This is a genomic window from Vibrio brasiliensis LMG 20546, assembly GCF_000189255.1.
Taxonomy (GTDB): domain Bacteria; phylum Pseudomonadota; class Gammaproteobacteria; order Enterobacterales; family Vibrionaceae; genus Vibrio; species Vibrio brasiliensis.
In genome coordinates this window covers 1-13,515 of sequence record NZ_AEVS01000090.1, presented here as the reverse complement: position 1 = coordinate 13,515, position 13,515 = coordinate 1, and the positions used below count along the sequence as shown (strand labels likewise).

General features: G+C 42.0%; 15 protein-coding genes. 14 read left to right on the top strand and 1 reads right to left on the bottom strand.

Annotated features, from left to right (window positions below):
• The first annotated feature begins 71 nt into the window (after window positions 1–71).
• From RH46_RS17500 to RH46_RS17490, 3 genes are all read left to right on the top strand, one after another.
• Window positions 72–455: a cytochrome b562 gene (locus tag RH46_RS17500; protein ID WP_006880849.1), complete on the top strand. Its 384-nt coding sequence runs from the start codon at window positions 72–74 to the stop codon at window positions 453–455.
• Between the two features lie 122 nt (window positions 456–577).
• On the top strand, window positions 578–952 hold the full coding sequence (locus tag RH46_RS17495; RefSeq protein WP_006880848.1) for a hypothetical protein: 375 nt from the start codon (window positions 578–580) through the stop codon (window positions 950–952).
• A gap of 97 nt (window positions 953–1,049) precedes the next feature.
• Window positions 1,050–2,516 carry a PepSY-associated TM helix domain-containing protein gene (locus tag RH46_RS17490; RefSeq protein ID WP_006880847.1) on the top strand — a complete coding sequence of 489 codons (1,467 nt, stop codon included), beginning with the start codon at window positions 1,050–1,052 and terminating at the stop codon, window positions 2,514–2,516.
• A gap of 45 nt (window positions 2,517–2,561) precedes the next feature.
• On the opposite strand, the gene RH46_RS17485 is transcribed toward RH46_RS17490, so the two are convergent.
• Window positions 2,562–3,479, bottom strand: a complete 918-nt coding sequence (locus RH46_RS17485) for a LysR family transcriptional regulator (RefSeq protein WP_006880846.1) — start codon at window positions 3,477–3,479, stop codon at window positions 2,562–2,564.
• 234 nt (window positions 3,480–3,713) lie between these two features.
• On the opposite strand from RH46_RS17485, the gene RH46_RS17480 reads away from it, so the two are divergent.
• The 11 genes from RH46_RS17480 to RH46_RS17430 all read left to right on the top strand — a co-directional run.
• Window positions 3,714–4,910 (top strand): glycine C-acetyltransferase, encoded by a 1,197-nt coding sequence (locus RH46_RS17480; protein WP_006880845.1) that lies wholly within the window; start codon window positions 3,714–3,716, stop codon window positions 4,908–4,910.
• The gene (gene tdh, locus RH46_RS17475) at window positions 4,910–5,941 is read left to right on the top strand and encodes an L-threonine 3-dehydrogenase (protein WP_006880844.1); all 1,032 of its coding nucleotides are present in this window, start codon (window positions 4,910–4,912) and stop codon (window positions 5,939–5,941) included. Before RH46_RS17480 ends, tdh begins: the two co-directional genes overlap by 1 nt.
• A gap of 202 nt (window positions 5,942–6,143) precedes the next feature.
• Window positions 6,144–7,247, top strand: a complete 1,104-nt coding sequence (locus tag RH46_RS17470) for a Fic family protein (protein ID WP_006880843.1) — start codon at window positions 6,144–6,146, stop codon at window positions 7,245–7,247.
• Between the two features lie 1,042 nt (window positions 7,248–8,289).
• Window positions 8,290–9,546 carry an RHS repeat domain-containing protein gene (locus RH46_RS22505; RefSeq protein WP_006880842.1) on the top strand — a complete coding sequence of 419 codons (1,257 nt, stop codon included), beginning with the start codon at window positions 8,290–8,292 and terminating at the stop codon, window positions 9,544–9,546.
• Between the two features lie 17 nt (window positions 9,547–9,563).
• Window positions 9,564–10,073 carry a hypothetical protein gene (locus RH46_RS17460; protein WP_006880841.1) on the top strand — a complete coding sequence of 170 codons (510 nt, stop codon included), beginning with the start codon at window positions 9,564–9,566 and terminating at the stop codon, window positions 10,071–10,073.
• 145 nt (window positions 10,074–10,218) lie between these two features.
• Window positions 10,219–10,479, top strand: a complete 261-nt coding sequence (locus RH46_RS17455; RefSeq protein ID WP_006880840.1) for a hypothetical protein — start codon at window positions 10,219–10,221, stop codon at window positions 10,477–10,479.
• A 1-nt stretch (window position 10,480) separates the two neighbouring features.
• On the top strand, window positions 10,481–11,011 hold the full coding sequence (locus tag RH46_RS17450) for a hypothetical protein (protein ID WP_006880839.1): 531 nt from the start codon (window positions 10,481–10,483) through the stop codon (window positions 11,009–11,011).
• 273 nt (window positions 11,012–11,284) lie between these two features.
• On the top strand, window positions 11,285–11,647 hold the full coding sequence (locus RH46_RS17445) for a hypothetical protein (protein ID WP_006880838.1): 363 nt from the start codon (window positions 11,285–11,287) through the stop codon (window positions 11,645–11,647).
• 423 nt (window positions 11,648–12,070) lie between these two features.
• Window positions 12,071–12,403 carry a hypothetical protein gene (locus RH46_RS17440; protein ID WP_006880837.1) on the top strand — a complete coding sequence of 111 codons (333 nt, stop codon included), beginning with the start codon at window positions 12,071–12,073 and terminating at the stop codon, window positions 12,401–12,403.
• Between the two features lie 359 nt (window positions 12,404–12,762).
• Window positions 12,763–13,125 carry a DUF4279 domain-containing protein gene (locus RH46_RS17435; RefSeq protein WP_006880836.1) on the top strand — a complete coding sequence of 121 codons (363 nt, stop codon included), beginning with the start codon at window positions 12,763–12,765 and terminating at the stop codon, window positions 13,123–13,125.
• 176 nt (window positions 13,126–13,301) lie between these two features.
• A partial coding sequence (locus RH46_RS17430; protein ID WP_006880835.1) for a hypothetical protein occupies window positions 13,302–13,515 on the top strand: 214 nt, incomplete at its 3' end.

Here is a 13,515-nt window from a genome sequence, read left to right as displayed (position 1 = left end):
AATTTAACCTCAAGTGTACTGAGTTTATTCAGTACACTCTGTTCTCCTTTTCCATATGAAGAATAAATACAATGAAAAAACTCTTTCCACTATTAGCGTTAGCAATGTCAGCTCAAGCATTTGCCAGTGACTTCGATTTGAAAGCGACCATGAAACAGATGAAAGTCGAATTCAAACAGGCCGCTCAGGCAGAAGAGATTACTCAGATGCAATCAGCGGTTGCTAACTTGTCTGAGTTGATTGAACAATCGAAACAGGGTGAATACCCACCAGAGAAAACCGACCTTTATCTGGAAGGCTTCAATAAGCTATCTGTCGCGTTAGATTCTGTTGAAGCAAAGCTCGAAGCAGGTAATTTAGAAGCCGCCAAAGCTGAACTGAAGCTGGTGGATGATCTGCGCGTTGAGTACCACGATAAACGTAACCCGAGTATCTGGAGCAAGCTGTTCGGCTAACTTCTCTTAATGCCGCACTAGCCATGCTAAAAAACCATGATCGATGTTAGGTTTTTTACCGCAGGTTACTGAGTTTGTTAGCAGAAGGTTATATATTTGCGCTCTATTAATTGAGAGTGCCAATGAACAGAGCGTCTAACTTCAAGCGAAGCATGTTATTTGCAAGTGCCCTTAGCTGGGTGCTTGTGACTCTGATGCCTGTAATAAACGCCCATGGCGCCAGTGCTGGTGTATGGGCAACACTCTGTACCATCAACGGTTTCGAGCTGGTTCAGGTCGAAGAGGGCACGGCAGAGACTCAACATAGTAAGCCATGTCCATTCAGTCACTTTTCCAGTTTTCACCAGGATTCTCTTCCAACACCCCAACACGCACGCAGAACGACTTTAGCGGATATTGATTCGTACACTTATTTGGCTCTAAGTGAACGTTTTCAGCTCGCTATCCCTCGCGCGCCACCAATGATTCCTTTTTCCAACTTTATCTCTATCACATAACAATTAGGCAATTTGCCACTAAGTAAAGTTAATGCTCAGCGCTCAACCTCGAAGTGATTCGGGGTGTAATGCTGTGCGCCCAAAAAAGGAAAATGTAATGCTGGGTAGTCAATCACAGACTCAAGCGAATCAACACACTTATTCATCTAATCAGCAAGTTATTGCGAGTAAAAACGCTAAAGCGCGCTATTTTCTCGCATGGCGTTGGCACTTTTATGCTGGTCTATTCGTTATCCCTTTTATGTTAATGCTCAGTCTTACTGGCATTGTGATGCTGTTTGACGACGAAATAGAACAGCTTCGCTATAGCGATATTATTAGCGTTATTCCCAATGGTGCTACTCATTCTGTAGAGCAACAAATGCAAGCAGTCCAGGCTAAGTATCCAGACGCAACTATCACCCAGTTTGTCTCCGCTGCAGATCCTTCAAGTGCCAATCGATTCAACGTTCGAATGGCTGACGGCGAGTCTGTTCTGGTAACGGTTGACCCCTATCGCGCCTTGGTGCTGGGGGAAATTGACCGCAGTAATAGTTGGTATCAACTGGCGAACGATATTCATGGAACCTTATTGATTGGTCAATGGGGTGATTACCTGATAGAAGTTTCAGCCAGTCTGGGTATTCTGTTATTGATCTCTGGGATCTATATGTGGTTACCAACGGACAATGCAGCGAAAGCCGGGTTTTTAACAGTAAGATTTGCTAGCGGTAGCCGCATTGTGATGCGCGACCTCCACGCCAACCTTGGTGGATTACTATCGGTTGTGTTGCTGCTGTTTCTTCTTTCTGGTCTGGCATGGGCGGGAGTCTGGGGCGCCAAAATGGTTCAGGGGTGGAATACTTTTCCAACGTACTACACATGGGGAGATAAGCCTCAATCTACGCAAACTCATGCTAGCTTAAATCACGGCAGTGAAGAAGAGATGCCATGGAATCTGGAGCAGGCTGCAGTGCCGCAGTCCACTGGTCATCATGGTGGTAGCCACGAGCATCATGTACAGGGGTATGATTCCAGTCAGTCTGTGGCTATTGATAATGTCATTGCACAAGCGGAGCGACTTGGATTTACACGCTTTAAGGTCTTTTTACCTCAGTCTGAAACTGGTGTTTATACCATTGCTGCGAACTCAATGGCGGGTGATGTTACGGATCCAAGAGAGGACAGAACCACTCACATTGATCAATATAGTGGTGAGGTATTAGTAGACGTGACCTGGCAGGATTATAGCGTGATCGCGAAGTTGATGGCGGCTGGCGTATCCCTTCATCAGGGCGACCTTAGTGTCGTCAATAAAGTGCTTAACCTATTGTTCTGTATTGCATTTATTGTAATTTCGATTACCGGAGCCATGATGTGGTGGCTGCGCCGTCCTAGCAAACAGAATAAGCTTGGTGTACCCGCTCGTTTTGAGCAGGACGGGATCTGGAAACTCGGTTTAGTTTCTGTCGTCGTGATCAGTCTATGCTTCCCTCTGGCTGGCGCTGCGATTGTCGCTACACTAGTGTTTGACGCACTGGTCGTCGCCAGAAGCACCAAACTACGCGAGTATTTAGCGTCTTAATCTAAATAAGCTGAATGTATTGCCCCGGATTTTCCCGGGGCTTTTTTATTTGAGGTGGCTAAGCTGCTCTGTCATATAGTCGATGAAGCCACGCAGACGCGCAGGCATGTATTTAGTTTGCGGGTATTGCATTGCAATTGCACCGTGATAGTTACTCTTGATCGTCCAGTCAGGAAGTACCGGAACAACGTGTTTAGCGGCGATAGCGTCGGCAATAACGAAGTCATGAAAAATTCCGATACCGAGAGCATTTTTGACCCCGGTTAAACGCATCTGTGAATGGTTGACCGCGTACCGACCACTTACTGGCACCGAGTGGTATTCGTCTTCTTTAAAAAAGTCCCAAATATGGTCGCGGTCTGTCTCAGCAAGATACAAACAGTCATGTTGTTCAAGCTGTGTTGGGTGGGTGGGCATACCGCGTTGCTCAATATATTCCGGACTTGCGCACAGTACCAGATTGGTTTTGCTAACCTCACGTAATACCAGGTTCTCATCGGGTTTATCGGTCAGTTTAAACGCGACATCAATCCCGTCCCGGATCAGGTCGATTTCACCATCTGCCGCGCGTAACTTAAGTTGAATCTCGGGGTACTTCTTAAGGAAAGGAACAACATGAGGCTGAAGCACTGAATTAAGGAAAGCTTCTGGGGCAGCCACTGTCAGAGCACCAGTCATCTCTTGGTGATCAGAGGTAGAGATCTCTACTGCCTGTTTGGCTGCATTCACCATGACCATCGCCTGATCATAAACCTGTTGTCCTGCTCGGGTGATGATCAGTTTACGCGTGGTTCGCTCAAATAACTTAACCGACAGCGATGATTCGAGGCGGGTAACTAACTTACTCAAGGCCGAAGGAGTAACATCGAGTAGTTTTGCCGCTGCAGTAAAACTTCCTTCATCGACGATAAGGATAAAGCTGGCTAAGTCCGGTAACAGAGCGATCAGTTTGGTGTTTTTCATAACGGGATAGTTGGGTGGCAGTTGGTAGCAAGTCTAGCTGCATTTTTCGGCTCAGTCATCATTAAAGCGGATGATTTGTGCCTCAGATTCAATAATGTTTTTCCGCCCGACGGGATAATGGAATTTACGTGCTTGAATTACACTTAAGACAACAGATTTTAGTCTTTAGCTCTAAGCTGAAGACAATCGATAAGCGAAAAGCTTACTACCATAATAACTAGGAAGGAATTTGAAATGTCTTCTGCATTCTACCAACAGATCCAACAACAACTTGAAGAAGTAAAGGCTGAAGGTCTTTACAAATCAGAGCGTGTCATCACTTCTCAACAGCAAGCTCAAGTAAAAATCTCTACGGGCGAAGAAGTGCTTAACTTCTGTGCGAACAACTACCTTGGTCTTGCTAACCACCCAGCTCTTATTGAAGCGGGTAAAGAGGGCATGGATGTACACGGTTTTGGTATGGCATCTGTTCGTTTTATCTGTGGTACTCAAGACATCCATAAAGAACTAGAACAAAAACTATCTAAGTTCTTGGGTAAAGAAGACACTATCCTTTACACATCTTGTTTCGATGCTAACGCCGGCCTGTTTGAAACTATTCTTGGTAAAGAAGATGCGATCATTTCTGATGCACTAAACCACGCTTCAATCATTGACGGTGTTCGTCTGTGTAAAGCGATGCGTTTCCGTTACTCAAATAACAACATGGAAGAGCTAGAGCAGCAACTTATTGCGGCAAAAGAAGCCGGTGCTCGCAACATCCTGATTGTTACTGACGGCGTATTCTCAATGGACGGCGTCGTCGCTAACCTTCCAGCAATTTGTGACCTTGCTGACAAGTACGGCGCACTTACTATGGTTGATGATTCACACGCTGTCGGCTTCATGGGCAAAACAGGTGCAGGTACTCACGAATACCACGATGTTGTAGACCGTATCGACCTAATCACAGGTACCCTGGGTAAAGCGATGGGTGGCGCTTCAGGCGGTTACACTTCAGGTAAAGCAGAAGTGATCGACTGGTTACGTCAGCGCTCGCGTCCATACCTATTCTCTAACTCAGTTGCGCCAGCGATCGTTAATGCTTCAATTCGTGTTCTTGACCTGCTTGAAGAGAGCGGTGATCTGCGCGACCGTCTATGGGAAAACGCGGCACATTTCCGTACACGTATGGAAGCGGCTGGCTTCACTATGGGCGGAGCTGACCACGCGATCATTCCAATCATGCTGGGTGATGCAAAAGTAGCGGCTGAGTTTGCTGAGCGCGCTCTTGAAAAAGGCATCTACGTTATCGGTTTCTCTTTCCCTGTCGTTCCAAAAGGTCAGGCACGAATTCGTACACAAATGTCAGCTGCACATTCCCGTGAGCAGCTAGATCGCGCTATCGATGCATTTATCGAAGTGGGTCGTGACATGGAGATCATTAAGTAATGAAAATCAAAGCACTATCAAAATTAAAGCCTGAAGAAGGCATTTGGATGACTGAAGTAGACAAGCCTGAGCTTGGTCACAACGACATCCTGATTAAAATTAAGAAAACCGCGATTTGTGGTACTGATGTTCATATCTACAACTGGGATGAATGGTCACAGAAGACAATTCCTGTTCCTATGGTTGTTGGCCACGAGTACGTGGGTGAAGTGGTTGGTATTGGCCAAGAAGTGCGTGGTTTTGAAATCGGTGACCGTGTATCGGGCGAAGGCCATATCACGTGTGGCCACTGTCGTAACTGTCGCGGCGGCCGTACTCACCTGTGTCGTAACACAACAGGTGTTGGTGTTAACCGTACTGGTGCGTTCTCTGAATACCTGGTGATTCCAGCATTCAACGCATTCAAAATTCCAGCGGAAATCTCTGATGATCTAGCGTCTATTTTTGACCCGTTTGGTAACGCGGTACACACAGCGCTATCTTTCGACCTAGTGGGTGAAGATGTACTGATCACGGGCGCAGGTCCAATCGGTATCATGGCAGCAGCTGTGGCTAAACACGTTGGTGCTCGTCACGTTGTGATTACTGACGTCAACGAATACCGACTAGATCTGGCTCGTAAGATGGGCGTGACTCGCGCAGTCAACGTAGCAGAGCAGAAGCTTGAAGACGTGATGGCTGAGCTTGGCATGACAGAAGGCTTCGATGTTGGTCTTGAGATGTCAGGTGTACCTTCAGCATTTAACTCAATGCTAACGACAATGAACCACGGTGGTCGTATTGCTCTACTAGGTATTCCACCATCAGATATGGGTATTGACTGGAATCAGGTTATCTTTAAAGGCCTTGTGATCAAGGGTATCTACGGACGTGAAATGTTCGAAACATGGTACAAGATGGCTTCATTGATTCAATCTGGTCTGGATCTAACGCCAATCATCACTCACCATTACAAGATTGATGACTTCCAACAAGGCTTTGACGTAATGCGTAGTGGCATGTCAGGTAAAGTTATCCTTGATTGGGAATAAGAGGATTTAGGCTCTTATTAGTAAAAGGCGACAGGTTAAACTGTCGCCTTTTTTCGTTTGAAAACCGACAAGTCGCCACGCTATCCCCTAATTAATGATTCGATTAATACAATTATTCGAATCACAATTTGATTTGAATAATACTGGTATTCACATCATAATGTGATTTGAAAAACATGAGCTTTCGAATCAAGGTATCGATATGTGGATCTGGCAACAACCTAATTGGCCTAAATTTAACTGGGATAGAACAGTCGTAGAGCCCTTACTTAGACAGACACGCTTAAACCAAGGCATCTTACTGGGAAAGATGACAAGTCAGCCTCAAGACCAGAAAGAAAGTATGCTTGATACCTTGCTAGCAAACATTATTCATTCCAGCGCAATTGAAGGTGAAAAACTCAACGCGTTTTCTGTTCGCTCATCATTAGCTAATAAACTTGGTTTGACAGAAGAACGTCCTTTTCCAACAACAGAACAAACAGACGGACTTGCTGAGATTATGCTGGACGCTGTCGATAATCTGGACGATCCCCTTACACTAGAAAGAATCTTGCACTGGCACGATAGACTTTTTCCTGAAGGTTACACCATGTTTAATCCGGTGGTTGGGGGCCGGCTCAGGGGGGCGGCACCTATGCAGGTTGTTTCTGGTCGAATCGATAGACCCATTGTTCACTTTGAAGCGCCTGGACGTGAGATACTAGACGCTGAGCTTACACAGTTCGTAGAGTGGTTTAATGCCTCAAAACAAGACACCACTATTGATCCATTACTTCGAGCAGCTATCACACATCTGTGGTTTGTCACTCTGCACCCACTTGATGATGGCAATGGCCGAATCACTCGTTTGCTTACGGACTTGGCGTTGGCACAAGCTGAACAACAATCGGTTCGTTTCTATGCGATGTCGGTAGGTATTTTGGCAAACCGCAAAAGTTACTACGAGATCTTAGAGGAAACTCAAAAGGGTGATGTTGATATTACGGCTTGGGTTGTATGGTTTTTTGACACCCTAAATGAAACCTTTGATGAAGCTTTAAAAGAGATTGAACAAACGGTATTTAAGGCCAACTTTTGGCGTCGTATCGATCAAACCCAACTAGCAACAGAGCAAGTGAATGTACTCAATAGAATGCTTGATGGTGACTTTACGGATGGGATCAATACATCTCAATATCACAAAGTTGCCAAAGTCAGCAAACCTACCGCGACTCGTCATTTAACAGCACTAGTTGAGCAGGGGTGTTTAGAAAAATCTGGGGCAGGGCGAAGTACGCGATATGTTCTGACTGATATAGGTTAAGTTTCGGTGCTATGAGTGCGTCTCCAATGACGCAGCTGACAAGTCGTTCGTCTCATATTGTCTTGAACTTGCATTGAGATTCTCAATGATTTTGCTCCGAAGCTTGGTGGGAGCGACAATCTCACCAACATTCGGACTCTTCATTAGCCACCATTCAAAGGTATGACCGCCTCTTGATTCGGCCTCTACAGTTGTGAATTCATCATTTGGTGAATGGCCTTTTGAGTCGGCGAGAGTAACGTATCACTTTTCTGGGGCTGTGGTGGCATATCACTCACCATTGCAAGATTGATGACTTCCAACAAGGCTTCGACGTAATGCGTAGTGGCATGTTAGGTAAAGTTACCTTAATTGGGAATAACCCACTTAAATAACAAAAGCGCTCCGGTTGGGGCACTGTTTGTTTTTACCATATGAAAAACAGCGCCTCAGAATCAATCCCGAAAATATTATCTATCTACCCTCATTGAGAATATAAATACGAAACTCGTGAGTGGCTGATTCGATCTTAGTTTCACTAATGCGTGTAACTATGCAGTAGCAAGGGTATAAGGAGGTCTTATGCTGGTATAAAATCTGATGATTTCATCTTGCTTGATAGTTTTTATATGATCGATATTAGTCATTAATTAAACTCTTCGAGCTTTGTGCCTGTACTATATATACATCGAAAACTCTGCCTTTTACTTATTTCTGTTTTCTGTTTTAGCGCTAATGCAAACCAAGTTGATTATCGTTACAACTTGCGCGGACAGTTGGTTGCAGAAACGAGAGATGAGAAGCATAACTATCATAACCTAGACGCTCTGGGAAATCGCTTAAGTGTTTTATATGGCTCTAATGGGGCGCATTTAAGTAGACCCGTTCTGAATGAACCAGCCAATGGTGCAATATTCAATTTCAGGATAGTCGACTTAAGCGTATCGATGGCCCGTGGCAGGACGATACCATAGAGCTAGATTTTGATAAGCTCAACCGTGTTTCAGCACTCACGTTAAACGGTCTTAACTTTGGCAAGTATCAGTACGATACATTTGGGCGTTTGACCAGTGTATCAGCGTTAGAGCAAGTGTTTGAAATCACTTACGACGATACACCGCAAAATGTAGCCAGTCGTTTGACGTACCCCAACGGTATGGAACAGGTATTAAGTTTTGACGACATTGGTGATATCTCCAAATTGGAGTATCGAAAAGGTGAGAAGACTGTCGGTAACTTTGTTTTCGGTTTTGACGTTGCAGGTAAACTCACCCAATTAGAGTCTAGCGAGTTACTTCCTCTAGAGAGACCACAAGTACAAGCCACGTACAATTCGCTTAACCAGATTTCCTCGTGGGATGGTGATAGCAAGGCTTTTATTTACGATGCAGACGGGAATTTAATTCAAGGCTTGTTACCAGGTGAGGTTCCATTTGTCGCAGACTATGACGCTGAAAACAGACTGACCGAGATTCGTTTCGAGCAAAATGGCGCTCAGGTTGAGGAGCGCTTTGAATATGGTCACGATCATTTTCTAAGAGTGTATCAGCGCTTTGAAAACAATATTAAAACCGCAGAGAAACGTTTTGTTCGCTTAGGTCTTATTGAGCTTCAAGAGCGTGACAGCGAAAACAACGTATTAGCAAACAATGTATGGCGACCAGATAGAAAAGGCGGTGTCGCTGGCTTATTAATGCGTCAGCAGAGCCAGCAAAATACTTATTACATGACTAACCATCTTGGTCATGTCTATGGTGTGTTTGACCAGGCCGGAGAAAGACTCAGCCAGCGAGGTTATTCGCCTTACGGTCGAGTAAGTGGCGATGATTTCGTTCTACAGCCGTTTGGTATGTCGACCAAACGCAGCGATTTTACCAGTGGTATAGTTTACTTTGGTTATCGCTTTTACATGCCCAACTTAGGACGTTGGCTTAACCGCGATCCACTACAAGAGCAAGGAGGGATAAACCTTTATGCGTATGTGGATGGTGACCCGTTAGGGTATGTGGATCCGGATGGGCGTTTAGCGATGGTTACTCCTCCACCGGCTTTGCCGATATTTCCGCCAACAAACACAATGACGAATGCTAGTCCGGAAAAAGGTTGGGTAGATGACCGCGAAGCAAGTGTAATGTATGACTATTATAAAAACTCCTGTGGTCCCGAACTTCCTCCTTCTGGTGATGAGTGCCAAGACTACAGAAATGAAGCACACCAAGCTAATATGTGTGCCCACCTTAGAGCACAGTGGGATGAAAAATTTTGGCCAGGAAGACACACAAGCTATCAAAGAAGCTCAGAGAAGGGCGAAAAAGTATAATAGGTTAGCAGAAGACTGTGAACGAGCTAGAGAAGTTATGGAGTGTCAATAATCTTAAGGGGAATAGGATTGTGGAGTATTGGGGCTATATTGACAAAGGTGAGCTTAACAGACGTTTTAACAAAGCTTTTCCAGATGTTCGGTGTCCAGATGTAGACGCTTTTTTTGCCGTCGGTAAAACTAATATTATCAGAAAGATGATCAGTGACAGAATACCTGTAGGGGTATTGGATAGTGATGTTAATAATTTGGCTGAATATTATGACGAGTATTTATGTGTAAGTAACGAAGGCATGAAATGGCTGTTACCATCTTTGTGTAAATATATAATAAAACAACGTATTGGGCATGAGAAAATGATGCCGTTTTTATTACTTTATATTCAAGGTTCTGGTTTTAGTGAAAGCTATGACTTTCATTTTCTAAGTGATGAACAAAAAGAGGTATTATTTAACCTTCTAGAATACTGCTCTGAGTTGTATGATGTTTCAGTTTTTGAAGAGCAAAAAATGCTAGAAGACCTTTAACCATTTAACTTGAAATGTTATTTTTACAAATTCAGGTATTGCTATTTTAAATGACGCTGAAAACAGACTGACCGAGATTCGTTTCGAGAAAAATGGCGCTCAGGTTGAGGAGCGCTTTGAATATGGTCACGATCATTTTCTAAGAGTGTATCAGCGCTTTGAAAACAATATTAAAACTGCAGATAAACGTTTTGTTCGCTTAGGTCTTATTGAGCTTCAAGAGCGTGACAGCGAAAACAACATTTTAGCAAGCAATGTGTGGCGACCAGATAGAAAAGGCGGTGTTGCTGGCTTATTAATGCGTCAGCAGAGCCAGCAAAATACTTATTACATGACTAACCATCTTGGTCATGGAAAATATAGAGATGGGACTTATAATGAAGATGGCAAGAAATTAAGATGTTAATATGAGAACAAATAGTAGACGAACATTTAATGTTTCAAAAGCTATGCAAAAAGAACTAAGTTCAGTATTTCCCAATCTTATAAGAATAAATGACGGTTGCGATTCTATACAGGAAGAATGTGAGTCTGGAGCGATTTCTGTATTTGATCACTGGTTGTTAGAAAATGAATATGAAAAACTACACCTTTATTCTGATGACGTTATAGATATGTATCTAAAAAAGCTGGATGTATTTTTATATTATTTAATTGATAACTATGAGTGTTATACATTTAGAGTGGTTGGCAGAGGAAGAAAAAGAAGAGTTTCATATAGGAATTTCTCAAATAGGGAGTGTGCAATCTCCGTTTTAAAACAAAGCAGATACCCTATACGCTCAAAATACCTATATAGATTGGTTATCCCAACCTTAGGCATAAGCTATTTTGAAGGTTGGGATTATACAAATTATTTATATTCTTATGATTTGAGAAATATCGAAAAAATAAAACTTATTGCAGAAGCAATGGACCTGTATTTTTTGGATACTTAGAATTGATGACGGATTTTACTTAGAGTCAAGAACCAATGTTGAAGAGTTATATGATATCTGAAAAGGTTTAGTAAAACCACGTGGATACTAATTACTAGGTTGTATTATTATGAGTTTAGTTTCAAATTTTAAGAGAAGTTTATGTAGTGAAGAAACTAGTTATATAGATCTGAAAAAAAAACTGATGAATTGGAGTGTGTTGATAGAAATGAAATAGGGATATTTATTAAGAAAAATATAATTTTAACTAGCTCGCATCTTGTAAAAAACAACATGGCTTTGATAGTGAGGGATATTGGTGATGATAGTTTTCTAGAGTGCCTTTTTGCTTGTATAAAGTCAGAAGATAATTACAGAAGAAGAGGAACTATACTGTACGCCATTTCAAAGTTCAATGCGAAAGAATACTTGTATGAGCTGACTCACTATGTAGTTAATGATACTTTGGAGTCTAGGTTGAATGCTTTGGATGCAATTGAAAACATAGAGGGTACTATAGATAGTGAAGTTGTATCGAAATGTAAGTCAATGGTAGAGGAAAAATACTTGTCTTTAAGAAACAATGAAGATTTAGGTGATGATGAAAAATCATTTATGTCAGATTTAGAGTATCTTTTATATTTACTAGAAGGTTAATCATTGCTGTGATTATAAACTATGGATTCGTTTATAAGGGAGGGGATATCAGCAAAATTACGAAAGAGGCGGGCAAGTGACCCTGTAAATAATTCTGTGTATGTGCCTCGATTACATATATTCAACTTAGGGACCTGGCTTAACCTCTATGGTATGTAAATGGTGACCCGTTAGGGTATGTAGATCCGGATGGGAAGCAAGCATTCCCAATACCATCTATACCCAATAGGCCTACAGAGGATTATTACCCGCAAGAGGTAAAAGACAGTATTGAAAAAGGTGAAAAAAAAGCTAAGAAAAAAGCATGTGATGCTGCTGGATATACACAAACGGTAGCCGACATGGCTAGTACATTGTTTCCACCATCGAGGCCACTATGTGTGGGAGTTGACGCGTATAGTCGATTGGTCAAAGGAGTTGTATGTGAGAAATAATCTGAAAACCCAAATTAAAATGATGTTAGCTGCAGTGACTGCGTTTGTACTGGTTTTTATGATGTTCCAATTAACTCTAGTAGGGAGTGGTTCGAGGGAGATAGAAGAGTTTGAAATTAAGAAGGTTTATTGTAAATCAACAATTAAACTTGCTAATGGCGCTGAATCAAACAATGTATGCAGGTTTAAGGGGATTACAAATGGTGAGAAAATTTCTGGTTATGCACTACCAGCGTGCGAAATTGATAAGAGCTATATGACTCTTAAAAAAAGTAGTAGCTTACTCAATCAGAGCCCTAATTATACATTAATATGCCATTGAAATTTAAATGATAGGGCTTTGTTTCCAGAAAATGCTAATCGGATCAGTTATTTCTTTTGCCAAAGGGTAAAACACCTTAATACCTAACTTACGTGATTGGCCGAGTTGGCAAAATAACAAGAGTGTTCCAGAAAGTTGCGCAGATGATAAAAAACTGTCGAAAGGTGAAATTGATAAATTGTAAGGTCAAGGAGTAGATCTACACGACTTGAAGCCGAAGAATAATGATTAAAATACGATTTATTCAAAGATAGAGATGGAAATACTTTTTGTTAAGCCTATTGGTCCTGGAGAGTTTACTGGTTTCAATATTTATAACTTGTGAGGTAAATATTAGAGTTTATGCAAGATTAAGTATTATGAATGAGAGTGTTTCTTCTAAAGACATTTCCGGGCAGGTTGGAATGAGCTTTGATGAGCTGTGGGATGTTGGTGATAGAAGGAAATTAGGTTCAATAGTTGAGAAAGATAATGGCTGTACAGTAAATTCCGAAGTCGATTATTCTTCAACAATTGCAGATCACCTTGAAAGCTTATTCACGAGAGCTGTAGATAAAGAACATTCGATTAGATTGTTGTCTGACAGAGCGGACGTGTATATTCAAGTATCACTTTCGATTTACAGCGAAGATGCACCGCCACTAACCTTTGAAAGAAAATATATTAATTGGATTAGTAACATTGGTGCTAGTTTAGATGTGGATCTATACCCGTTTGAGTAATAGATATTGTCAGGGTAAATAGAGATTCGATGTTGGACGCATGAGCATTCATGCATCTACTTGTTTGTTAGAAAATGAAGATATTTATAAATATTGTTAATTACATAATTTTTGTTCTAGTGTCTAGTTCGTCATTGTTATCATTCGATATACTATCGAAAGAAAGAGAATTGGAAATGATTGACATAGTAAAGGAGTGTGAGGTTTTAAAGGAAAATGTCGATAACGGTGACTATAAAGGGTATAAAAAACTAACGGATTGCTATTTTTATGGGATGTTGGGGAATATAGGTGAGATAAACTATAAGAAAATTGATTATTATCTAGAATTGGCTGTGGATATCGTGGATGATGATCAAAGTAAATTATTACTTGTGCGGTCATATATGC